The 25143-nt window shown below is 48.9% G+C and carries 21 protein-coding genes and 1 pseudogene; 9 read left to right on the top strand and 13 right to left on the bottom strand.

The window, feature by feature from the left end:
• Positions 1–3 precede the first annotated feature (3 nt).
• The 5 genes from DXD78_RS08125 (at position 4) to DXD78_RS08105 (ending at position 9384) form a co-directional block, all read left to right on the top strand.
• Entirely contained in the window at positions 4–3240 is a 3237-nt protein-coding gene (locus DXD78_RS08125; RefSeq protein ID WP_117652680.1) for a glycoside hydrolase family 2 TIM barrel-domain containing protein, read from the top strand.
• A 101-nt stretch (positions 3241–3341) separates the two neighbouring features.
• A complete protein-coding gene (locus DXD78_RS08120; protein ID WP_005834527.1) occupies positions 3342–3620 on the top strand; it encodes a LysO family transporter in 279 nt (92 codons plus the stop codon).
• On the top strand, positions 3617–4219 hold the full coding sequence (locus tag DXD78_RS08115; RefSeq protein ID WP_005830487.1) for a lysine exporter LysO family protein: 603 nt from the start codon (positions 3617–3619) through the stop codon (positions 4217–4219). Before DXD78_RS08120 ends, DXD78_RS08115 begins: the two co-directional genes overlap by 4 nt.
• A gap of 72 nt (positions 4220–4291) precedes the next feature.
• Positions 4292–7435, top strand: a complete 3144-nt coding sequence (locus DXD78_RS08110) for a glycoside hydrolase family 2 TIM barrel-domain containing protein (RefSeq protein WP_009037687.1) — start codon at positions 4292–4294, stop codon at positions 7433–7435.
• A gap of 20 nt (positions 7436–7455) precedes the next feature.
• Positions 7456–9384 carry a trehalase family glycosidase gene (locus DXD78_RS08105; protein ID WP_009037686.1) on the top strand — a complete coding sequence of 643 codons (1929 nt, stop codon included), beginning with the start codon at positions 7456–7458 and terminating at the stop codon, positions 9382–9384.
• A 154-nt stretch (positions 9385–9538) separates the two neighbouring features.
• On the opposite strand, the gene buk is transcribed toward DXD78_RS08105, so the two are convergent.
• Positions 9539–10621 (bottom strand): butyrate kinase, encoded by a 1083-nt coding sequence (buk, locus tag DXD78_RS08100; RefSeq protein WP_005830498.1) that lies wholly within the window; start codon positions 10619–10621, stop codon positions 9539–9541.
• Between the two features lie 44 nt (positions 10622–10665).
• Positions 10666–11586, bottom strand: a complete 921-nt coding sequence (locus DXD78_RS08095; RefSeq protein ID WP_005834523.1) for a phosphate acyltransferase — start codon at positions 11584–11586, stop codon at positions 10666–10668.
• A 258-nt stretch (positions 11587–11844) separates the two neighbouring features.
• Here DXD78_RS08095 and DXD78_RS08090 point away from each other — a divergent pair, with 258 nt between their 5' ends.
• The 3 genes from DXD78_RS08090 to DXD78_RS08080 are packed head-to-tail and all read left to right on the top strand — an operon-like array spanning position 11845 to position 14261.
• Positions 11845–12783 (top strand): LD-carboxypeptidase, encoded by a 939-nt coding sequence (locus tag DXD78_RS08090; RefSeq protein WP_009037685.1) that lies wholly within the window; start codon positions 11845–11847, stop codon positions 12781–12783.
• Complete coding sequence (locus tag DXD78_RS08085) at positions 12780–13793, top strand: M28 family peptidase (RefSeq protein WP_005830510.1); 1014 nt, start codon at positions 12780–12782, stop codon at positions 13791–13793. The genes DXD78_RS08090 and DXD78_RS08085 overlap by 4 nt, the downstream gene beginning before the upstream one ends.
• A gap of 45 nt (positions 13794–13838) precedes the next feature.
• Positions 13839–14261, top strand: a complete 423-nt coding sequence (locus DXD78_RS08080) for a SufE family protein (protein ID WP_034523308.1) — start codon at positions 13839–13841, stop codon at positions 14259–14261.
• A gap of 240 nt (positions 14262–14501) precedes the next feature.
• On the opposite strand, the gene DXD78_RS08075 is transcribed toward DXD78_RS08080, so the two are convergent.
• The 10 genes and pseudogenes from DXD78_RS08075 to DXD78_RS21470 all read right to left on the bottom strand — a co-directional run.
• The gene (locus tag DXD78_RS08075) at positions 14502–14705 is read right to left on the bottom strand and encodes a helix-turn-helix transcriptional regulator (RefSeq protein ID WP_005830522.1); all 204 of its coding nucleotides are present in this window, start codon (positions 14703–14705) and stop codon (positions 14502–14504) included.
• 43 nt (positions 14706–14748) lie between these two features.
• Entirely contained in the window at positions 14749–15390 is a 642-nt protein-coding gene (locus tag DXD78_RS08070; RefSeq protein ID WP_005830526.1) for a DUF2975 domain-containing protein, read from the bottom strand.
• 15 nt (positions 15391–15405) lie between these two features.
• Complete coding sequence (locus tag DXD78_RS08065; protein WP_034529397.1) at positions 15406–16008, bottom strand: DUF2975 domain-containing protein; 603 nt, start codon at positions 16006–16008, stop codon at positions 15406–15408.
• A 17-nt stretch (positions 16009–16025) separates the two neighbouring features.
• Entirely contained in the window at positions 16026–16694 is a 669-nt protein-coding gene (locus DXD78_RS08060; protein WP_009037683.1) for a DUF2975 domain-containing protein, read from the bottom strand.
• A complete protein-coding gene (locus DXD78_RS08055) occupies positions 16691–17485 on the bottom strand; it encodes a CPBP family intramembrane glutamic endopeptidase (protein ID WP_009037681.1) in 795 nt (264 codons plus the stop codon). The genes DXD78_RS08060 and DXD78_RS08055 overlap by 4 nt, the downstream gene beginning before the upstream one ends.
• Before the next feature lie 180 nt (positions 17486–17665).
• The gene (locus tag DXD78_RS08050) at positions 17666–18151 is read right to left on the bottom strand and encodes a DUF3836 domain-containing protein (protein ID WP_005834518.1); all 486 of its coding nucleotides are present in this window, start codon (positions 18149–18151) and stop codon (positions 17666–17668) included.
• A 225-nt stretch (positions 18152–18376) separates the two neighbouring features.
• Positions 18377–19318, bottom strand: coding sequence for a bifunctional riboflavin kinase/FAD synthetase (locus DXD78_RS08045; RefSeq protein WP_009037680.1), 942 nt, complete (start codon positions 19316–19318; stop codon positions 18377–18379).
• Complete coding sequence (locus DXD78_RS08040) at positions 19302–19922, bottom strand: HAD family phosphatase (RefSeq protein WP_005830542.1); 621 nt, start codon at positions 19920–19922, stop codon at positions 19302–19304. Before DXD78_RS08040 ends, DXD78_RS08045 begins: the two co-directional genes overlap by 17 nt.
• A gap of 2 nt (positions 19923–19924) precedes the next feature.
• Positions 19925–22609 carry a calcium-translocating P-type ATPase, PMCA-type gene (locus tag DXD78_RS08035; protein ID WP_117652679.1) on the bottom strand — a complete coding sequence of 895 codons (2685 nt, stop codon included), beginning with the start codon at positions 22607–22609 and terminating at the stop codon, positions 19925–19927.
• A 90-nt stretch (positions 22610–22699) separates the two neighbouring features.
• Positions 22700–23118: pseudogene (locus tag DXD78_RS21470) on the bottom strand (sensor histidine kinase); the annotation flags it as partial.
• Positions 23119–23260: 142 nt separating this feature from the next.
• Here DXD78_RS21470 and rd point away from each other — a divergent pair.
• Positions 23261–23422 (top strand): rubredoxin, encoded by a 162-nt coding sequence (rd, locus tag DXD78_RS08025; RefSeq protein ID WP_005830549.1) that lies wholly within the window; start codon positions 23261–23263, stop codon positions 23420–23422.
• On the opposite strand, the gene DXD78_RS08020 is transcribed toward rd, so the two are convergent.
• Positions 23419–25116 carry a Na/Pi cotransporter family protein gene (locus DXD78_RS08020; RefSeq protein WP_005834507.1) on the bottom strand — a complete coding sequence of 566 codons (1698 nt, stop codon included), beginning with the start codon at positions 25114–25116 and terminating at the stop codon, positions 23419–23421. The genes rd and DXD78_RS08020 overlap by 4 nt on opposite strands.
• Positions 25117–25143 lie beyond the last annotated feature (27 nt).

Genomic DNA, 25143 nt, shown 5'->3' with positions numbered 1-25143 from the left:
AATATGAATAAGATACATTCAATCTGCACCCTCGCACTGATGCTACCGTTATGCGCATTTGCACAGTACGACGGTACACCCATGAACAAGACGGGCGACACCAAGAAAGCGGAAACCGCCGTAAGAACCGACAAATATCCTCACTCGGACAACGATTGGGAAAACTTTGATGTGTTGCACATCAACCGTCTGCCTTCTGCCGCCACCTTCATGGCCTACACCACCAAAGAGAAAGCAGTGAAGAACGACAAGAGTCAATCGGAATATTTTCAGTCGTTGAACGGTACCTGGAAGTTTCAGTTTGTTCCCCGTTCGGACCAGCGCCCGATGGACTTCTTTGAAAAAGGCCACGATGTAAGCGGATGGGGCAACATCAAAGTGCCTGCCAACTGGGAAATGGAAGGCTATGGCCATCCTTTCTATGTAGGTGCCGGCTACGGCATCAAGCGCACCCCGCCACTCATTGCCGTGGAAAACAGTCCCGTAGGTTCCTACAAACGCACATTCAACGTCCCTGCCAACTGGAAAGGCAAGCAAATCGTCCTCCACTTCGGAGGCGTGGCCTCAGCTTTCTATGTGTGGGTCAACGGTGAAAAGGTGGGTTACTCGCAAGATTCCAAGACCCCCAGTGAGTTCGATATCACCCCCTATGCAGTAACCGGACAGAACGAGATTGCCGTGCAGGTATTCAAGTTCAGCGACGGCTACTACTTAGAGGATCAGGATTACTGGCGCTTTGCCGGTATACAACGTGATGTGTACCTTTATGCCCGTCCCAACATCCACGTGCGCGACTTTGAAGTAGTGACCGACCTCGACAACGAGTATAAGGACGCCGACTTCCACCTCTATGTGGAACTGGACAATGCCCAAAACTCCCAACGTACTCAAACGCCCAAGGTAAAAGGTGCCGAAGTGGAAGTGAGCCTGACGGACAAAGAGGGAAAAGTCATCTACACTGAACGCCAACGCGCCAAAGACAACAAGCTGCACTTCCTGAAACACATCGAAACGCCCCTACTGTGGAGTGCTGAAAAGCCCAACCTATACCAGATGATGATTACACTGCGTGCCAACGGCCAGACACAGTACATCTGCCGCAACATCGGATTCCGCAAATCGGAAATCAAACATGCACAGTTACTCGTCAACGGGCAACCCGTCTACATCAAGGGCGTAAACCGCCACGAACACGACCCTTACCACGGCCATGTAGTGGACGAAGCCTCCATGATACGCGACCTGGAACTGATGAAACAAAACAACATCAACAGCGTGCGCACCTCCCACTACCCCAACGACCCGCGCTGGTATGAACTGTGCGACATCTACGGCATGTATGTAGTGGACGAGGCCAACATCGAAAGCCACGGCATGGGCTACAAACCCGACCAATGCCTCGCCAACCAACCCGAATGGCAGAAGGCTTTCATCGACCGTACAGAACGTATGTTTGAACGCGACAAGAACCACCCCTGCGTCATTATTTGGTCATTGGGCAACGAAACCGGCTCAGGCTGTAACTTCCAAGCCACCTATGCTTGGATTCATGCCCACGACCGTTCCCAACGCCCCGTACACTCCGAGGACTCTGGCAAAAACCGTCCTTTCACCGACATCTTCTGCCCCATGTACAAGAAGATAGACGTGTTGATAAACCATGCTCTCTATCTGCCCACCATGCCCCTCATCCTCTGCGAATACGCTCATGCTATGGGTAATAGTGTGGGCAATCTGCAAGACTACTGGGACATCATCGAGAAGTACCCTTCTCTACAAGGCGGTCACATCTGGGACTGGGTGGACCAGGGTCTTTACAACAAGACCGACGACGGTAAGTTCTACTGGGCCTACGGCGGCGACCTTGCCCCCGAAGGCACTCCAAGCTCGGCCAACTTCTGCATGAACGGCCTGATTGCCGCAGACCGCACATTGAAGCCCCACATACATGAAGTGAAACGGGTGTACCAGAATATGGCTTTCAGATTGCTCGATTATCACGAAGGATTGGTAGAGCTTAGAAACAAGTTCTTCTTCACCAACCTGAATGACTTTGACTTCACTTGGCGTTTGGAAGGCAACGGCGAAGTATTGGCACAAGGACGCATAGATAATGTAGATTTGCCCGCCCAACAGACAGGCGTATTCCGGACACAGTTCCCCACCATACATTCCACCGAAGGAGTAGAATATTACCTGAATTTCTATGCCAGCCAGAAGCGCGACGAGGGTCTGCTGAAGGCCGGTACACAATTGGCTGCCGAACAAGTGAAGCTTCCCTTCTATAAGGCTGTTACCCCCAAAGCTGCCTCAGGCAACGTGACGGCAAGCGACAGCGAAGCCCTACTTGTCCTCACTGCCGGAAATGTCAGTGTAGGATTCGACAAAGCCACCGGAGCACTCTGCTCGTTCAAGGAAGGCAAGGAAGAGATGATTAAGGAAGCACTGCGTCCCAACTTCTGGCGTCCGGTGACGGACAATGACATGGGCAACGACATGAACAAGACCCTGCGCCCGTGGCGTGAAGCCGGACGTGGCGCCAAACTCACCTCATTGGAGAAAACAGCGCTCGACAAAGATGGCTATGAAGTAGTGTCACACTACCGTCTGCCCGAAGAAGTTGCCGGTTCGGAATTCATTGTCCGCTACCGCTTCTCACCGAGAGGCAGCCTCGATGTGAACTGTACTTTCATTCCTGCCAACGACACTTTACCTTTGATGCCCCGCATGGGTGTGAGCATCACCCTGAACAAGCAATACGACCAAATGGCATGGCTAGGTCGAGGTCCGCACGAGAACTATTGCGACCGCAACGGTTCTTCCTTCGTGGGTCTGTACAAAGGTAGCGTGGCCGAACAGTACTTCGCCTACGACCGTCCACAAGAAAACGGCAACAAGACCGATGTACGTTGGATGAGCCTCACCGATTTGAAAGGCAATGGCCTGATGGTTATCGGTGCACCCACAATCAGCGGCAGTGCCTACCTCTTCCCGACAGAAGATTTGGATGAACCCGGCACACGCAAGTCACAACGCCATATCTCAGACATCCAACCCAAAGATATGGTGACTTGGAACATAGACTTCAAGCAGATGGGTGTGGGTGGAGATACCAGTTGGGGAGCCTACCCGCATCAACCATACCTGATTCCTGCCCGTAAGATGGAATTCTCATTCCGCTTATGCCCTGCACAAGAAAAAGGAGTGAAAGAGAACCAAAGATATTTGGAAATGAAGTAATTTTGCAATTGTCAAACCTCAGAAGCGCCTTCCCCTCTTTAAACAGGAGGCGCTTTTGAGGGTAAGACAGCTTTCCATCTATTCACAAAACCATACAGACAATGTTTACAATCATCGGACTAATGCTCACAGGAATGCTGCTGGGCTACCTCTTACGGAAACGGGACTTAAAGAAGATTCATCCAATCATCACCCTGCTTATCTGGCTGCTACTGTTTATCCTCGGTATTGAGGTAGGAAGTAACGAAGAGATTATCAGAGGACTCCATACCATCGGATATGAAGCCGTTGTCCTCACCCTGGGAGGGACCTTGGGAAGTGTTATCGCTGCTTGGGCACTCTGGAGAGCCTTGTATAAAAGGAAAGGAGGCAGGGCATGAAAGGAAGTCTTATCATTGTGGGCTTTTTTGTATTGGGTACGATTTGTGGTGTGTGCCATCTGCTGCCTTTTGATATTGCAGAAACCAATATCAGCTACTACGCGCTTTGCGCGCTGATGTTCAGTGTAGGGTTGAGCGTAGGCAACGACCCGCAGACCCTGAAGAACTTCCGTTCACTCAATCCGCGGCTGGTATTCCTGCCCATCATGACGATACTGGGAACACTGGCAGGTTCGGCAGCCGTCAGTCTGATTCTGACACACCGTTCTATAACGGACTGTCTGGCCGTAGGCTCGGGATTCGGCTATTACTCGCTCTCCAGCATCTTCATTACCGAATACAAGGGAGCCGAGCTGGGCACCATCGCCCTGCTTGCCAATATCAGCCGGGAGATTCTGACACTGCTGGCCGCCCCGTTGCTGGTACGATGGTTCGGAAACCTTGCCCCCATCTCTGCCGGAGGAGCCACGACGATGGACACCACACTGCCCATCATCACACGGACAGCCGGACAGCAGTTTGTCGTAGTTTCCATCTTCCACGGGTTTGTGGTCGATTTCAGCGTTCCGTTCCTGGTGACATTGTTCTGCTCGATATAGGGCTTTTACCCTCTTTTGACAGACACCGGTCTCTGACAAGAGCCATTTTTATATCACTAAATCCTATTAATAATGAAAACCAAACTTTATACCTTTCTCCTTTCTTCGCTGCTTTGCACCGGTGCCCTGGCCGACAACGAGCCGTGGCAGAACCCGCAAGTCAACGAAATGAACAGAGAACCGATGCACGCCCACTTCACCCCGTTTACGAATGAAGCCAACGCATTGAAACAACGTGCCTTGCCCGCCGACGTACGGTTCGACGTTAATCCTGCAACGGAACGCCGTATCACTCTGGACGGCACCTGGAAATTTCTTTTTTCAAAGAACAATGACCTCTGCCCCAAAGACTTTCACAAGCCCGGATTCAGTACCCGCAAGTGGAGTAAAATTGAAGTTCCGGGAAGCTGGGAACTGCAAGGCTTCGATGCACCTATCTATACAGATACCCGTTATCCGTTCCCCCCCAATCCGCCCTACGTGCCTACCGACTACAATCCCGTAGGTGCTTATATCCGCGAGTTCACCGTCCCGGCTAGCTGGGAAGGCATGGACATCTTCCTTAATTTCGAAGGGGTGGAGTCTGCCTACTATGTATGGGTAAACGGCGAATTGGCAGGATATGCAGAAGACAGCCGCCTACCGTCGCACTTCAACATCACCCACCTGCTGAAGAAGGGCAACAATAAACTGGCTGTAAAAGTATTCCGTTATAGCGACGGTTCCTACCTGGAAGGCCAGGACTACTGGAAATACAGCGGCATCGAACGGAGTGTTTATCTCTACGCCCGCCCCCAGAGCCGCGTCAAGGACTTCCGGATGACAGCGGAACTGATAAACAACTACAAGGATGGCGAACTAAAGCTGGACGTATTCCTCCATCGGCCTAAAGCCGGAGAAACGGTGGAAGTCAAGGTAATGGACAAGGACAAGGTTATCTATGACCGGAAAAAGTCCATAACCTCTGCCACAGACACTTTGTTTACCCAGCAGCAAGTGTTCACGAATGCACGAGCCTGGAATGCCGAAACACCGAACACCTACACGCTGGTAGTCAGCACCTTTGATGCACAAGGGAAACCGCAGGAATCCTTTACGCACCTTTTTGGCTTCCGTACCGTGGAAATGATGAACGGCATGCAGATGATTAACGGCCAGGCCGTCCTCTTCAAGGGGGTGAACCGTCACGAGCACGACCCGCACAAGGGACGTACCATCACCGTGGGGTCCATGATACACGACATCCAGCTGATGAAGCAGTTCAACCTGAACGGTGTACGCAACTGCCACTACCCGAACAACTATGCGTGGTACGAGCTTTGCACAGAATTCGGACTTTATATGGTAGACGAAGCCAACATCGAGAGCCATGGCATGATGTTCCACAAGGATGAGACCCTTGCCAACTATCCCGACTGGGAGGTGCCTTTCATGCAGCGGATGAGCCGTATGATTGCACGCGACCGCAACTACTCTGCCATCGTGACTTGGTCCATGGGCAACGAGTCGGGCTACGGCAAGCACTTCGAAACTCTGTATGACTATACCAAGAAGATAGACCCCACCCGTCCCGTACAATATGAAGGGGGTGGCTACAACTCCAAGAGCGACATCTATTGCCCCATGTACGCACGCATCTGGAGGTTGCGCCAACACGTGAACCAGCGTGATGCCCGCCCCATGATTCTCTGCGAATATGCCCATGCCATGGGTAACAGTGTAGGTAACTTCCAGGACTACTGGGACTTGATTTACAAGTACGACCAGCTGCAAGGCGGTTTCATTTGGGACTGGGTGGACCAGACGTTTGCCATCAAGGACGAGAACCAGCGCGACATCTGGGCTTTTGGCGGCGACATGGGATTTGTAGGTGTCGTCAACGACTCCAACTTCTGTGCCAACGGCCTGGTTACTGCCGACCGCACCCCGCACCCGCACATTTACGAAGTGAAGAAGGTATTGCAATACATCCACTTCGAACCGCTTGCCTTCACCCCGAACAAGATAAAGGTCACCAACTGGCACGATTTCATCGGATTGGAAGGATATACCCTCCACTGGGCAGTGGAATGCGACGGCAAGACCGTTCAGAACGGTGAGATGGATTTCCCCAAGATTGCTCCCAGAAACTCTGCCAACATAGAATTGCCACTGAAAGCGCTGCCTGCCGACGGCAAGGAGTATTTCCTCACACTGCGTGCATTTACCAAGCACGAAGCGCCATTAGTACCGAAAGGACACGAGGTTGCCATCGAACAATGGGAATTGCCTTCTGCACCGTCAGCCAAAACCGTTCAGCCGGTGGAAGGAACGCTGACCGTAGACCGCAACAACGAAACACTGACCGTGAAAGGCAACAACTTCCAGGTAGCTTTCTCTACCCGAAACGGTGAAATGACAGAGTTGAACTACACCGGAAAGAATCTGATTAAAGAAGGGCTACAACCCAACTTCTGGCGCCCGTTGACCGATAATGATATTCCAAATGGGCACCTGATACGCTGCGGCACCTGGAGAAACGCCGGACGCGATGCCAAACTGCAGAACATCGAAGTTGCAGAAGCCGGACAAACGGCTACTGTCACTGCGACCTACCGCATGGAAGAACAAGATGCTGATTTGCAGACTCTCTACAAAATCACTCCCGACGGCAAGGTTCAGGTAACCATGCACTTCACCCCCGGCAAGAAGCCATTGAGCGAGATGCCTCGTCTGGGCATGCGCATGATACTCCCTGCCGAATATGAAATGATGACCTGGTTGGGCCGTGGTCCGCAAGAGACGTACGCCGACCGCAAGACGGGAGCATTGATAGGCCTCTACAACGCCACGGTGTGGGAACAGTTCCATCCGTATGTACGTGCCCAAGAGACGGCCAATCATTGTGACGTACGCTGGGTGGCCCTGCGCAATGCTGCCGGTGAAGGTCTGCTGGTAGTGGGCGAGGAACCGTTGAGCGTAAGCGCCTGGAACTTCCCGATGGAGGACATTGAATACCGTCCCTCACAGATGGAGCGCCGCCACGGTGGAAGCATCCAGAAGAAAGATATGATATGGCTCAACATCGACCACAAGCAGATGGGCGTAGGCGGTGACAATACCTGGGGAGCACAAGTTCATCCCGAGTACACCATCACTCCGCACGAATGGAAATACAGCTTCACGCTCGCCCCTCTCGCACCGGAGGATGATGCAGCGGAACAAGCGCACAAATAACCGTTAAATACCTCATTCATATGAAATACAAATTTATACGCATACTCTGCTTCACATTGTTGGCCGCAGGCATCGCAGCCTGCACCCCCGGCATGAAAAGCACTACGGAGAAACGGTATGCCTTCGCCGACATACTGGACATCTCCTACACTCCCGACACCCTGCACCGCTGCTATGGTTGGTTCACCGACGCCGGCTCGTGGATGGGCTTCACGCTGCCCGAACGGCAACAATGGGTCAACGGCTTCTGCGGCCCCTTCAGCCTCGATATGTTCCGCCGCCAGTGGATGGCACAGTCAGCCGCCGTCGTAAGCTTTGCCAAAGATACACAAGAGATTTTTGTTCCGGATTCCACTTGCTATTACCCCGGCGAGCTCTATATGTCGGCACATTCCACCCACGGGAGCATCACGCAACGGCTCAACTTCACAAGTGCCTCGACCGCCTTGCTGCGCATCGAAGCCGACACGGCTGAAGACCTGCTGCTCTCCGGTAGCCAATGGGGCAAAGACATCACCGTCAGCGTAGAACAGAACTCCGTCATCGCCCGTCATCCCAGTGGCGAAACCGTAACCGTGACCTTCACTCCTAATGTAGAGCTGGCCAAGACCGACAATAACTATACAGCCCTCGTCCGCTCTCCGCGCTACCCTGTCAACGTAGCCATCTCTTTCTTCACTTCCGAAAAAGAGATGACTGCCAACCTGCAAAACCTGCCGAGCCTGCTCAACAATCCCGCCCCCGCCCTGCAAGCCAATGCCGAACGTTGGGAAGGTTACCTCACTAAGATACTGCGCAAGGACATGAAGCCCGAATATGACCGTATCGCCGTGAAAGCCGTCACCACGCTCATCTCCAATTGGCGGACACACCGCGGTGGATTGCTTCACGAAGGTATCATCCCGAGCCATGCCGTAGGCTATTTCGTCGGATTTTGGGCATGGGATAGCTGGCGCTTCAGTGCCGGAACCGCCAAATTCGACCCCGAACTGGCCAAGAACAACATCCGAGCCATGTTCGACTACCAGCAACCGGACGGCATGATTATCGACTGTATCTACACTGACCCCTCCGAGAACAATGCCCGTGACAGCAAACCTCCCTTGGTATGCTGGGCTGTCGATGAAATATTTACCCATACGGGTGACACCGCCTTCGTTGCCGAGATGTATCCGCAACTGCTCTCCTATTATAAATGGTGGTACGAGAAGCGCGACCACAACCGCAATGGCATGTGCGAGTACGGTGCTACCGACGGAACACTGGAAGCTGCCGCCTGGGAAAGCGGCATGGACAACGCCATCCGTTTTGACGGCGCCGTGATGCTGAAAAACGAAGGCTACGAGGATGCCTGGAGTATGGATCAGGAGAGTGTGGACTTGAACGCTTATCTGGCACTGGAATGCAAACTGCTGAAGAAATTCTCCAGCCTGCTGAAGATACCTTTCGACGCACCGGACTACAGTAGCCAGGTAGCCGACTATTTCTTTGACAAGAACATCAACTTCTTCTGCGACCGCCGCCTGAAGGACGGTTCATTCATCGAAGAGCCGGGCTGCGAAGCCTACACTCCGTTGTGGACCCGGATTGCCACACAAGCGCAAGTGGACAGCATGCTGCCCATGCTTCAAGATACGGCAAAGTTCTCCACGTATATCCCCTTCCCGACCATTGCCGCCGACAATCCCAAATACAATCCGCGCGGCTACTGGCGTGGCCCCATCTGGCTGGACCAGACCTACTTTGCCATCCGCGGACTGCGCAACTACGGCTACAACCAACTGGCAGATGAATATACGCTGCAAGTCTTCGACCGCCTGAGCGGGCTGAAAGAGGGTGCTCCCATCCACGAGAACTACGGAACCCATACCGGCGAACGCCTGAAAGCTCCCCATTTCAGCTGGAGCTCCTCACATCTGTTGATGATGTACGACGATTACGGTAAGTAAACCGGGATTCCATATATGTCATAACTCACCACAGATTACACAGATTCACACAGATAAATATGTCAGATATCAATAAACTAAAAAAATCTGTGTGAATCTGTGTAATCTGTGGTGAGTTATGACACTTTCATGAAGAACAAAAGCGATATGATTATTATCGGTAAACCTGCACCGGAAGCTCTCCACGCAAAGCTCCCAGCGCATTCATTACCAATGCTTCCAATTCGTCTTCTCCGGGATAGACGTGGACGGGAGCAAGGAAAGACACGCGCTCCTGCAACCGCGAAGTGATGTACTCGGAATGTGCCATACCTCCCGTAAGCAGAATGGCGTCCACCTTGCCATAAAGCACAACAGCAGCACCGCCTATCTCCTTGGCAATGCGGTAAATCATGGCATCAAGCACCAAAGCGGCATGGGTGTCTCCCTCAGCGATGCGCCTCTCTATGGCGGGAATGTCGGTAGTACCCAAATGGGCGGCAAGTCCCGCCTTGCCGGAAATACGTTTCTTCAGTTCTTCGGTAGTGTAACGCCCCGAGTGACAAAGGTCTATCAGTTGCCCGGCGGGCAGGGTGCCTGCACGTTCGGGCGAAAAAGGACCGAAACCGTCGAGGGCATTGGGCACGTCCACCGCACGGCCGTGGCGGTGGACTCCTACGGAAACGCCTCCACCCAAGTGACAGACAATCAGATTGAGGTCTTCGTAATGCACGGGAGCTTCGGGCTGCAGGGCACTACGCTCGGCAGCATAGCGCCGGGCGATGGCTCGCTGGTTCAAGGCGTGCCAGATGGTGATGCTGGGCATCAGAGGCGAACCGGTGATGCGTGCCACATCGTCCAGCTCGTCCACCACGCCGGGATCGGCTATGAAAGAGGGGCAGCCGGGCAGCATGGCGGCAAGTTCGTGGGCTATCAGACAACCTAAGTTGCAGGCGTGGGTACGCATGGCGTGGAGCATATCGTCCAACATGGCATCGTTCACGGCATACACACCGCCAGGAATGGGTTTCAACAATCCCCCACGGCCGACGATGGCATCGAACTTAAAGGGAATGTCATTGGCCTCCAGCGCTTCCAGCACCAAGTGCTTGCGGAATTCGAACTGGTCGATGATGCGGGGAAATTGGGAAAGCTCCTCCACCGAATGCCGGATGTTGAGTACCAGACGGGGAGTTTCATCCTCATAGACAGCAATTTTTGTCGAGGTGGAACCGGGATTTACTGCCAGTATTTTCATTGATTACGATTTACAAATTACGAACTACAAATTACTAATTACAATCAAGGTTCTTTCACCCCGCTGGTCAGGCAAGCCATGGCAATGCTGTAATATTTGGACAAACCGGAATCGCTACGCGACGGTAATACCACCGGACATGAGGGTCCTTGCAGCAACCCGGCCATATCGGCATGAGAAAACAGAGATACAGCCTTATAAAAAGCATTGCCCGATTCGATGTTTGGGAATATCAACACATCCGCCTCCCCGTCAATCGGTGATACAATGCCTTTGATGTTACCGCTCGTCTTCTCACAAGAGGTCTTCACATCCAGCGGGCCGTCGATGATGACATTGCCGAACTCTCCGGCTTCCGCCAGTTCCACAATATTCACATAGTCCAATGAATGGGGGAATTTGGCGCTTACCTTCTCCGTGCAATGAATCAGCGCGATACGTGGCTGCTCTATCCCGAAATGGCGGCAAGTATGGATGGCATACCAAATCATTTCAATGCGCTGTTGCAGCGTCGGGCGGGGAATGACCGCAGCATCGGAGAAAAAGAGCAGTTTATCGTAAGTAGGTATCTGCATCACGGCCAGATGGGTCAGAATCTTTCCTTTAGGCAACAAACCATGTTCCTTGTCCAGAATGGCACGTAGCAAATTGTCGGTATTGATGATGCCTTTCATCAGGATGTCCGCTCCACCCTCGCGTACGATACGCACCGCCTCACGTGCAGCCTCATCGGAATCTTCTATATGCAAGGTACTGACATATTGAGGATATTTCTTCAAGGTGGGATATTTTTCCAATATGGCAGAATCGCCAATCATCAGAAATTCCGCAATCCCCTCCTCCAAGGCACGGGATATGGCATATTCTGTATTAGGGTCATTGGCACAGACTACCGCAATACGTTTCCTCTTATTCAAGGTTTTCAGGTGGGCTGTTAACTGGGCAAAGTTCCGTATCGGTTCCATAACGTTAGATTTTTAGCAAATATCTAAAAAAATGTCGAGAAATACGGCATTTGCCCCATTGAAATTTTATATGTTTAATATCATTTTGATATGTTCACCACAGATTACACAGATTGACACGGATTTGAACAGAATTTGAGTTACTCTGTTGATTATATATCATATATAACCTCCCTCTCTTCTGTTAAAAATCCGTGTTAATCTGTGATATCTGTGGTGAATTGTGTACTTTTGCCCAAAATAGATTGATAATATAATATGGGTAGTCTTATTTTCCCTCCGTATCTGCAGGAAGGTGATCGTGTCATTGTTCTCTCCCCTTCCAGCAAGATTGACAAATCTTTCCTGAAAGGCGCCTACAAACGTTTGAAGTCCTGGGGGCTGGAAGTCGTATTCGCAAAGCACGCGGGGAGTTCCAACGGAACGTATGCAGGAAATATCCGGCAACGCCTCGAGGACCTGCAGGAAGCCATGGACGATGAAGAAGCCAAAGTCATATTCTGTAGTCGGGGCGGTTACGGAGCCGCGCATCTGATAGGCAAACTGGATTTTACCAAGTTCAGGCAGCATCCCAAATGGCTCATCGGATTCAGTGACATCACCGCCCTCCATAATCTGTTCCAGCAGAATGGCTTCGCGTCGTTGCACGCCCCCATGGCGCGCCATCTCACAGTAGAACCGGAAGACGACTTCTGCACACAAGCACTGAAGGATATACTGTTCGGGCAGGCATTGGGAGGAACCGAAGCATTCAGTTATGTCTGCCCGGGGCACAAACTAAATCATAAGGGAGAGGGAAAAGGCGTGTTGCGCGGCGGCAATTTGTCTGTGTTCTACGGGCTGCGTGGTACTCCTTACGATATTCCCGCCGAAGGCACCATCCTCTTCATCGAAGATGTGGGAGAACGCCCGCATGCGGTGGAACGCATGATGTACAATCTCAAACTGGGCGGTGTCCTCGACAAGCTTTCCGGCCTCATCATCGGACAATTCACCGAATACGAGGAGAACAAGTCCCTGGGAAAAGACCTATATGGCGCATTGGCCGATTTGGTGAAGGAATACGATTACCCGATATGTTTCGATTTTCCCGTCGGACATGTCAGCATGAATGTACCGCTGATAAACGGCGCTGCGGTAACACTGAAAGTTGGAAAGAAAGAAGTGAAACTAAGTTTTAATACAGAAAGAGAATGAAACGGAATTATACATTCATCCCGTTGCTGCTGTTGCTGATTGTAGCGATAGTGGCATGCAGCAACAACAGCAGCAAGTCTGCAGCCGATAATGACAGTGAGGGCGATGCGACCAAAGCGACTGTCCAAGTGCCTCAGTTCAGTGCAGACAGTGCATATCAATACATACAGACCCAAGCGGATTTTGGTCCGCGCGTGCCCAACACCGCCGCCCACAAAGCCTGCGGAGAATTCCTTGCCAAGAAGCTGGAAGAATTCGGCGCCAAAGTATACAACCAGCATGCCGACCTGGTGGCTTACGACAACACCATCCTGAAAGCGCGCAATGTTATCGGCGCCTATAATCCGGAAAGCAAAAGGCGTGTACTGCTCTGTGCCCATTGGGACAGCCGTCCTTATGCCGACCAGGATGCCGACAAGACGAAGCATCACAGCCCTATCCTGGGTGTGAACGATGGAGCCAGCGGTGTGGGCGTATTGCTCGAAGTGGCCCGCCAACTACAGCAGCAGGCTCCAGCCATAGGCATCGACATCATCTTCTTTGACGCCGAAGACTATGGCATCCCCTACTTCTATCAAGGTGCATACAAGAACGACACTTGGTGCCTGGGCTCGCAATATTGGGGACGAGTACCCCATGTAGACGGCTATAATGCCCGCTACGGCATCCTGCTCGACATGGTAGGCGGAAAGAACGCCACCTTCTACAAGGAACAGTTCTCTCAAAGAACCGCCGGTAAGTACGTGAACAAGATATGGAACACAGCCCACCGCCTGGGCTTCGGCAACTTCTTCCCCAAAGAAAAAGGCACCGAAGTGACAGACGACCATATGTATGTATACAACCTGCGGCAGATTCCCTGCGTAGACATCATCAACTATGACCCGAACTGCGACACCGGCTTCGGTGACTTCTGGCACACGATAGACGACACCATGGACATCATCGACAAGGGCACTCTCAACGCAGTGGGACAGACCTTGCTGGAAGTCATCTACAATGAGAAATAGACCATCAAATAGTAAATCGTAAATAGTAAAATAGTAAATCCCATGATAAGTATCAACGAAGTACAAGATGAAGTAATTGCCGAATTCAATGATTTCGACGATTGGATGGACCGGTACCAACTTCTTATTGATTTAGGAAACGAGCAGGAACCGCTCGACGAAAAATACAAGACGGAACAAAACCTGATTGAAGGTTGCCAGAGCCGCGTATGGCTGCAGGCAGACGAAGTGGACGGAAAAATTATTTTCCAGGCCGAAAGCGACGCACTGATTGTGAAAGGAATCATTTCACTGCTTATCAAAGTACTCTCCGGGCACACACCGGATGAGATACTGAACGCCGACCTCTATTTCATTGATAAAATAGGACTGAAGGAACACTTGTCGCCCACCCGTAGCAACGGACTGCTGTCTATGGTAAAGCAGATGCGAATGTATGCGCTGGCCTTCAAAGCGAAAGGCATCTAAAGGTTACGACCGACAATATATAAGCTAATAATCAGCAGATTATATTTACCGGATGTTTACCCTATAATGTAAAAGCCGTTACTCCAGAATGTAACGGCTTTTACATTATGAAGTAACGACGTTTACCATAGTATGTAAAGGCGTTTACCGTAGTATGTAAAGGTGTTTACTGTAGTACGTAAACGGAGTTTCTTAAGGCGGTAAGCATTTCAACCTCTACTTGCGCCTTCTTCTCCCTATTTATCCCTCCTTAAACTCCAGTATATCCCCCGGCTGGCAATCAAGTTCCTTACAGATTGCTTCCAGTGTAGAGAAACGGATGGCCTTAGCCTTTCCGGTTTTGAGAATAGAGAGATTGGCAGGCGTAATATCAATCTTCTCCGCCAGTTCGCCCAAAGATATCTTTCTTCGGGCCATCATTATGTCAAGGTTTACTATAATCATATAATTGTGTTCTATTTATCAATTATTCTTTTCCCACTCACACCTAAATAGTTAAGTCCTGTTCTTCCTTTATCTTCACCCCGGCGGCAAATATCTCGGTGAAAAGAATTATAATAACCAGGGATGTGAAATCCGTATCATGCGATGCAACCACTTCGTAGCCCAGCAGAGCCACTTGCTTCACTGCTTCAAGATGATTCAGCCAATCGTGCAAAGTCATCAAGCCGTACAATGCAGCAAACGAATAAGTAAAGAAACGCAACCGGGCTACATTATCCGAAGTAAACACTTCCCGCTTTGAGATGGATACCAGCAAACGTATCAGGCAATAGATTCCTACAAAGAAAGGAATGATGGCAAACATGGCAAAGAAGTTCACTATGGAACTCCAGACAGTGGGGACAATCACAGTGCCTATTCTCTTTACCTGATAAGGTACTGACTTATCGGCAAAACGATTCGTCAAGGAATCGACTGCTGTCGTTTCCAAAGGTCTTACATCCACATATACCTTATCAAATAAACCGGAATACTCCGGCTGTGGAGTTCCCGAATGCACATTTACACTATTGTAACCCTCAAGAAAACTATTCTTCATATCCACCCAGCCCGCTATCATCGCATAGGTAAACTCTGCAACAATGACCAATATAGCCAGGATACCCAATATACTTATCTTTTTCATAATCCTCCCCCCACATTAAACCGTTAAATCCTGCTCTTCCTTTATCTTCACGCCGATGGCGAATATCTCGGTGAAAAGAGCTAATATCAAAAAATAAAACCAAGGATATTTAAGCCAATAAGACTCTATTTCATAACCGGCCAAATGAATCTGAGAAACGACATCACAATATTGACAATACTGTTTCAGTTCAAGAAGTATTCCCATAAGAATGATTGTATAAATAAAAACACGCATACGAAATACATTATCACGAATAAACACTTCCCGACGGGTTACAGCCATAACCATCTTTATCAAACAGAAAAAACCATACAAGCCGGCAAATGCCACAGGAAACATCAGAATATTCAATACAACACCCCAAACGGACTCTTCCACTTGTGTCTCCAGGGTTTCAATACAATACGGAATATTCCGCTTTGCCACACTATTAAAAAGAGAATCTGCTATCAAAGTCTCATCAGCCTTCACTGCAACATTTACAGTAGAGAAGTCAAACTCCCGACTGTCTCCTGCTTGATTCCAGCCATCAACCGCACCTTCAATTCCACCTTTCAAACCAGTAAATACTAATGCTACAATAACTAATATTGCCAATATCTGAATCTTTTTCATTATTGTATCTCCTTTCATTAAATCGTCAAGTCCTGCTCTTCCTTCATCTTCAACCCAATGGCAAACACTTCACCTACAATCAGCGAACAAAGCCCAAGTACCAGCGTGGTAGTGCTCACCAATTCTGAGAGGCTCAGCTCGTAACCATGCAGCGAGAATACGGTATCGATACCTATAAAATCAAGATATGATGACGCAAAGGTACAGCAGAAGCTGACAACCAGTGCCATTCCCAATCGACGCAGCCGACGTACATTCCGCCAGTTGAAGATGTCGGACTTGTTGATAGAGATTATCAAGCGGATAAACAATACTACCGCCCAAAGAGAAAAGCCCAAATGCAGATATATCAGCAAATACTTTGCCACCACTTTCCCAACAGAATCATGAGAATTTACGCTGACCATCAACGAAGAGTAGGCTGCAGGCACATAACTCCTGCTTTTCTCATTGTAGACGGAATCCCTGAAGAAATCAAACGACTCCATGGAAGAAGGTATCAGGTTGACAACCTTCAGGTTCATCAGTTCCTTGTAGGCAGCAATGTCACTCCCTTTCTTTCCCAGCTCCAGTCCGGTCTGCGCCCCCATCTTGGCTCCCAGAAAGATATAGTACCCCTGCTCCAATACCGAGTAACTCAGTACAAGCATTACCACCAGGCAGAGAATGTTCAATCTTCTTTTCATAATTCAGTTGTTGTTGTATTAGTATCAGATATATTATATTTATTCAGTTGTTTCAAGGAGAGTAGAAGCAACAATATGAAAACCACTGCCCAAACCAGTACATACGGGTTACTCAGCAGATGTGTCACATCCTCCATTTCAGGATGTTTCAGGCTCAGATAGACAGACAAGCCGTTATTCATGATATGTATCAGAATACATGCCATAAGACTCCGTGTCTTATAATAAAGCCAGGCAAGCAAGAAACCGATGAGGCAAGCACCTATTATCTGAACCGGATTCAGATGAAAGATACCGAATATCAACCCGGAAAACAAGATAGCCTTTGCCGGGCTATATCTGCGAAGCAGCTCCTTGGTAATGGCACCACGGAAAAGCAGTTCTTCCAGTACGGGTCCCAAAACAGAAATACAGAGAATACCCAGCCAACCGGATTGCAGTATATCAAATGTCTGGTCCAACAAATTGGGCAAAAAAGTAAGTTCGGACATCAGAAGACCTATTATACATATGGAAGTCATTCCGGCAAGCAGGCTCCATGCCAGATAAGGGACTGACACCGGAGAATACAGATGCTTGTCTCCCGTCAGGTAGTTCTTGCGCCACAAGTACAGTCCCATGAAAACAAAGCCCAGCAGCATGGTAGGCGCCACAGCAATCTGACCAGCCTTGTCCATGTCGAAAGTTCCATAAGCGAAATACGTATACAGCAGACAGAAAGGTCCTGCAAACAGTGCTCCTACAATCTGCATCAAAAAGTAAATCAATACTAGTTTTATTGCCGTTTTCATTGTTCTATTCGTCTAAAAGTTCGCAAAGATACACATTTTCTCTGTCAATCCGTCAAGCTGTGGCAACAAGTCCCATCAGCAGCACCATCACTGTAGAAAGTGACAATACCAATAGTGTAATACTCATGAATGCTCTTCTCATAACCTAAACCCCTCCCTCATTTCTATATTGTTCTTCATTTATTTTACTGCCAGGAGCAATACGTCTTCCTCCGCAGTGGCATGTTCCACCAACAGATTCCAGTCGTTGTCCTTCTTACTCCATTTGTAACTCAAGTAGTTGATGTCATCTCCCGCCTGCAGATAAACAGCTTTTTCCTTCACATCGGAGTAGGCATTCGTCTTGTTGTCCCACAAGGCATATTCCACATCCGTACCGGCTTCCGTATAATTGTAGTTCAAGCAATAGAAGCGTTCAAACGCCTGCTCAATCTCGTTCCATCTCAACGCCTCCTTCTGTATCGTACGCCCTTGGGCATCATAGGTGAAATTGTATTTCAAATGGTTCTGCAGAAACTTACCGTTCTCTACTTTATATACAATCTGGGACTCCACCTGATTTCCGTTCATCACTTCATTATAGGCAAAGTTTTCCTGGATATTACCACCAAAAGCATTTATCACTACTGTCACTACAAAGATTGTTGTCATTACTAAAGTTTTCATACCGTTATTGTTTTATTAGTTCTTTATTTTGTTTTTCGATAATCATTTATCGTTTTTCGATATGCAAATAAAAGACCTTTTTTTGGTATGACAAAGAAAAACAGAAAATATTTATCGAAAAACAATAAAAAAAACGCGTTTTACGATAAATATACAGAAAGCAAACACTTCAAACGGGAAAATACATAGAACTGCAAGGGGATAAATGACCTTATTGCCTTATGTTTATAAAGCAAGAATGGATTTAATCTCCACCTCGTCACGGTGAAGCTGGGCAATAAGTTCTTCTATACTGTCGAATTTCAGTTCAGGACGGGTGCGGCGCACAAAGGAAAGACGCATCGGCTGCTGATAAATATCAGCATCAAACCGGAATATATGGACCTCAATACTGCGATCGGGGCCGTTCTCCAACGTAGGTCGGTAGCCAATGCTTAGCATACCGCCGTACTCCTTGCCTTCAACACAGACACGGACGGCATACACACCATCGCAGGGAATCAGCTTGTCAGAATCGGAAACACGGAGATTAGCCGTAGGAAAACCTATTTTACGCCCCACTTGATAGCCGCCGACAACCGTACCGTCCAAAAAGAAATCATATCCCAGATACTCGGCAGCTTCCGAAACGTTTCCCTCCTGCAACAGACCTCGAATAGCCGAGGAGCTGACAGTAACCTCCGTTACCGATGCTTCCTTACTATAAGAATACGCGCGCGCAAGAAGCACCTCCATACCCAATTCGCGACCATAGTGCACATAGTCTTCAAAACCCTCGCTGCGGTTATGCCCGAAACGATGGTCGTATCCTACTACCAAAGCTTGTATCTGATAGCGATCCTTCAGTATGGACATGAATTCCCGTGCCGAAAGCCGGGCTATTTCAGGAGTAAAATCAAGCATCATGCAATAATCCACCCCAGTCTTGGCTAGCAGGGAAACTTTCTCATCACAAGTGGTCAATAACTTCGGATGATAATCGGCCTGCATCACTTTACGCGGATGTACCGGAAAAGTCACGACCGACGAAGCAAGCCCACGCCCGGCAGCTACCGCACACACTTGCTCTATCAGGTAGCGGTGTCCCCGATGTACTCCGTCAAAGAAACCGATAGTGGCTACACTTGGACGGGAACCAATGTCCGATGTTTCACAAAACAACTGCATGTCTCCAATCCTCGTGGGCCTTTGGCGTATAGGTAGAAATACCCAACGCCTCCGCTGTCCGGCAATTGGCCTCAGAATCGTCAATGAAAAGAGTCTCGTTGGGAAGAATACCGGTCTCATCCAGTACTTTCTGAAATATATCGGCATCCGGTTTTGCCATCTTCATCTCATAAGAGAGATAGATATGCTCAAAAAAGTCCTCCGCACGGAAAGCCTTGTAGCGAAACGCGTGCAGACACGACCATTGCCAATGGATTTCATTGGTGTTGCTCAGCAGATAGACCACATATTTTTTGCGCAGTTCCAACAGTAAATCCAATTTAAAAGTAGGAATACTCACTAGGAAACTGTTCCAGGCGTCATCTATCTGGGCATCAGTCACCGGTTTCCCTATCTTTCCACGAATCACTTCCCGGAACTCCGCACTGGTAATCAACCCTTTTTCATATTTCTGGAAGAAATCCTGCTGGTGATAGAGGTCCAACATGACTTCCACGTCCGGCAATCCCAGCTTTCTGAAATTCTCTAAACAGCGCTGGCGGTCCAAATCAATCAGAACTCCGCCAAAATCAATAATAAGGTTCTTGATTCCTCTTCTTTTCATCACTATTTCTGTGTTAAACGTCGGATAAGGCGAACCAGTTCACCTATCCACAAAACAAACGAAGTAGAAACGACAATCGTCATCCAAGTCATAAAATCGAGCGGCACTGTGCGGAATACAGCTCCACCAAACTGTACAATCAGTATCTGTCCGCCCAAAATGGCAAGTATAATCAGCTCCATGCCATAAGATTTAGAAATGCCCTTGAACGCCGAGTCCGAAGTGCCGAACACACGTGCATTGAACAAGTTCCAGAACTGAAGCATAACAAAGAACGTGAAGAACACAGTCAACCGATAGGTAGTCATCCCCCCCTCTTCACTGTTAAACCAGAAGAGCATTCCCATAAGTAACACCAGGAAGGCAGACCCCATTCCCAGAATGTAATACCTCATGGACTTGGTTATAATGAAATCCGTACTCTTACGTGGCTTTTCCTTCATCACGCTCTCACTGGGTGGAATGGACGCCAGGGCCAGGGCCGCAAACGTATCCATAATCAGGTTCACCCACAACATCTGCGTGACGGTCAAAGGAAGCGTCGTACCCACCAGTGAACCCAGGAGAACGATAAACAAAGCCACAAAATTGATAGTCAGTTGAAAAACAATGAAACGCTGTATATTCTTATATAAAGAACGTCCCCACATCACGGCCGTACCTATACTGTTGAAGGAGTCATCCAGCAACGTGATGTCGCTGGCCTCCTTGGCAACGGAGGTTCCAGTACCCATCGAAAGTCCCACTTGCGCATGGTTCAACGCAGGAGCATCATTCGTGCCGTCACCCGTCACAGCCACTACCGCACCTTTCTGCTGCAACAGTTGCACCAGACGCTGTTTGTCTGTGGGGCGTGCACGCGACATTATCTTCAAGTCCATCACACGGTCCAATGCCTCCTCATCCGTCAATTCGGCAAATGCAGCTCCCGTAATGCGGTTCTTTTCCGTATCCTCCGGTTTCCACAGACCAATCTGGCGTGCTATCTCGGTAGCCGTACCCGGTGTATCTCCCGTCACAATCTTCACTCCGATACCTGCCGACTGGCATTTGGCAACGGCCGCAGGCACATCCGGACGGATAGGGTCACTGATGGCAACCACACCGAGGAACGACAAGTCATTTTCAGCAACCAATGACACACAATCAGACGCTTCCGCATCATCCACAATCTTGAATGCAAAGCCAAGTGTACGCATAGCCATATTCTGGTAGTTGAGCAACTGAGCCTCCACTGTAGAACGGTATTCCACCGCATCCACACGCTTGCCGTCCAACATGACATCCTTGCATTTACCCAAAACAATCTCGGGAGCTCCCTTCACATACAGCACCTTCTTCCCAATCAGGGGGGATTGCACCAGGGTAGCCATGAATTTCCTTTCCGTAGAGAAAGTCAGCTGGTCGATAACCGTAGCTTTCTCACGCAGCGCCAGATAGTCGCATCCTTGGCTGTTCAGCCAAAGCAGCAGTGCCACCTCCGTGGGGTTACCCACCCCTTTCGGCTTCTCGCCAGTCACCTCTTCTTCCAGGAAAGCAGTGGAGTTAGCACTGATACCTTCCATTACCAGCTTGCTGAGGTCATCATTCCCCAGCTGCCCGTTATTCTTCAAACCATAGAAATTGGGTTCATGCACCTGCATCAGATTTTGGGTCAATGTACCGGTCTTGTCGGTACAAATCACTGTAATGGCTCCCATCGTCTCGCATGCATGCATCTTGCGCACCAGGTTGTTGGTGGAGAGCATGCGGCGCATATTCAACGCCAGACTGAGTGTCACGCTCATCGGCAAGCCTTCGGGCACAGCCACCACAATCAGGGTAACCGCCATCATAAAGTATTGCAAAGTAGCCTGCAAAGCCGGCAGCCAATCACGGAAGGTATGAAATGAAGAAAAGTCATAGACCAGTACCACATCCTTTACAAAAAAAATGAGAAAAGCCAGACCCGCTACGGAAAAGCCAATCTTTCCAATCAGATTGGCCAATTTGGTCAGCTGGATATTCAGCGGAGTAGGTTCCGTATTCTGTTCGGTACTTTGACGTGCCACTTTACCGATTTCCGTAGCATCGCCCACAGCCTCCACACGCATGGTGCCATGTCCGTCCACCACCGTTGTACCGCGTAAAATGCGGTTGGAAGCATACGTAGCCTCTTCGTCAAAGTCGGCTTCTACGGTAGTTTTCGTCACTACCGGCTCACCGGTCAGATTCGATTCGTTCACTTGCAGGGAAATGGCTTCCAGCAATTCACCGTCCGCCGGAACCTCTTCACCGGTTTCCAGCACCACGATATCACCCACCACTACATCTTTACGGGGAATCTCCTGCACATGTCCGTTACGAATTACTTTCACCAAAGTTTCTTCGTTCACTGCGTTCAGCAGGTCAAACTTCTTACCGGCATCATACTCAAAGAAGAAACCGATACCGGTAGCCAGCAAAATGGCTACTATAATGCCGATAGTCTCGGCATATTCATTCTCTACAATGGAAATAATCAAAGAAAACAGAGCGGCAACCAGCAATACCCTTACTACGGGGTCCTCAAACTTCTCCAGATACAATTTCCATAAGGAAGGCCGTTTAGGAGGCGTCAATAAATTTACTCCATGTTCCTCGCGGCTCTTCCGCACTTGTTCGTCGGTCAGCCCGACATGATAATAATCATCCTTTATTGCAGCCATGCAAGTCTTTAGGTTTAATTTTGGAACGCAAAAATACAATAATAATCCGGGAAAACAATACCTATATAATGATTAGTGATTAATTGACTGTCATCGATTCTCTTTTTCCCTTACCAGTTTCGGTCCGGTTGCAAGCTCCCACGGCAATGTGAACCAGAAAGTCGAACCTGCCCCCTCTTCCGATTCCACGCCTATTTCGCCTCCCTCAATTTGCGGACAATAGTCTGGCAAATGGAGAGCCCCAGTCCGGTACCTTCCTTTCCCTGCTTCAGCTTGACGAAACGTTCAAAAACATGTGGCAACTTCTCCTAAGGAATACCGGTTCCCGTGTCTTTTACGTAGAAATAACTTTGCACAATTTCCAGTAACAGTATCTCCTCCTCGCCCGTCGATGCAGAGGCCAGCAATTCCGAGAATCCGACAATTACGTTCAACGGAGTACGGACTTCATGGCTCATATTCGCCAGAAACACCGATTTGGAACAGTCGGCATTTTCTATGGCATCCCGCATAATCGCCCAGAACAGCTTGTCGGCCATTTTCATAAAATGTTGTTTTAATAAGAAACAGAAATAGACTATTTTGTTCAACAATAAAACAAAAAGGGCTTTTAAACGTTATTATAGAAGAATAAACCTAAAAAAGAAATTTATGGAAAAGTACATTTGCACTGTATGCGATTATGTCTATGACCCTGAATTAGGCGACCCTGAAAATGGAATAGAACCGGGAACATCTTTCGAAGACCTTCCCGAAGATTGGGTTTGCCCCTTGTGTGGAGTAGGCAAAGAAGAATTTGAGAAAGCGTCCTAAGACGCTTTCTTTTCTTTTATATCGCTGCTGGCTTCCACTACATTCACCACATAGTCACCCAGCTTTTCACATTCTGCAATGATGTCCATATAGTAAACACCCATCTGGTAATCATATTCCTTGTTATTCACATCCAAGATATTCTGATTCTTCAGCTGATTGCGGTAATTATTGATTTCATTCTCCAAATTAAAGGACTTGTTCACATCCGCGCCTGCATGCTCCGGATGTTCCACCACGACAATCATCTGCTCCAAGGCATCATCCGTCAGCTTCATCATGAAATGGATATGCTCGTACTGCTTCTCGGTGAAATCCTGATTGGTCTGGCGCTTGCGGTTGATGGTACGTGCCAGGTTATAGCAGCTGTCGCCGATGCTCTCTATCTCCGTCACTTCACGCAGCATGGCACGTATTTGCAACTTACTTTCCGAACTCAGGCGCCCTTCGGACACTTGATTCAGATAATTGGCAATCTCCAGCTCCATGCTGTCACTGATATTCTCGTACTTCTCCACACGGCTGAACACTTTGTTGAAATCATCATCCTTCTCCGTATGCAGCAAGTCCTGCACCATTCCGAACATACGGCGGGTACGTTCGGCAAAGAGATGTATTTCCTTGCTTGCCTGCAAGATGGACAGCTCTGCCGTAGAAAGCATACCGCCCGAGATAAAACGCAAGCGATATTCCTCGTCCTGCTCCTTCATTGGAATAATGGCACAGACCGTACGTTCGATAAACTTCACGAACCATATCAATATCAGCACGTTGCAGATATTGAAGCAAGTATGGAATGCCGAAAGCTTGAAGGATACGGCCACAGCCGGATCTTTAGTACCCATCACGTTCTCTACGAACCATGACACAGCCTCGGTAAAGGGGGTGAAAAGACACAACACCCATATCACACCAAACACATTGAATACCAAATGAGCCAAAGCAGCCCTCCTCGCCTGCGTATTACCGGTCAGCGCCGCAAGGTTTGCCGTGATGGTTGTACCGATATTCTCTCCCAAAACCAGTGCTGCCCCCAATTCGAAACTAATCCAGCCGTTGGCGCACATAATAAGCGTAATGGCCATAGTTGCCGCAGATGCCTGCACAATCATGGTCAACACCGTACCGATACCCACAAAAAGGAGTATGGAGATAAAGCCCATGTCGGTATAGTCCTGCACAAATGACAGCATATCAGGATTTTGGCTCAAGTCAGGAGCATTGTTTTTCAAATAGGAAAGCCCCATGAACAAGAATGAGAAACCGAAAATAAATTCACCGACAGACTTGCGGTTACTTTTTTGAGAGAAGAGGAGAGGAATGCCGAAAGCAAGAAGAGGAAGAGCAAAGGCGGCAATGTCCACCTTGAAACCTAAAGCTGAAATAATCCATGCCGTAACAGTCGTACCGATATTAGCACCCATTATGACACCTATGGATTGTGAAAGCGTTAACAACCCCGCATTGACAAAACTTACAACCATCACCGTGGTTGCAGAGGAAGATTGTACAAGTGCTGTAATCAGCACGCCCGTCAACACACCGGTCACTCTGTTGGTTGTCATTGCGGTCAATATTTTCCGCAGTCTGTCACCGGCAAATTTTTGAAGCCCCTCACTCATAATCTTCATTCCGTAAAGAAACAGTGCCAATGAGCCGAGTAGCTTTAAAAAATCATAAAAAGAATATTCCATCTTTAATTATTTAAGGTGTTTCATTCC

The organism is Bacteroides sp. D20 (assembly GCF_003436255.1).
In the GTDB taxonomy this organism is placed as follows: Bacteria; Bacteroidota; Bacteroidia; order Bacteroidales; family Bacteroidaceae; genus Bacteroides; species Bacteroides uniformis.
This window is presented reverse-complemented; position numbering and strand designations above follow the sequence as displayed.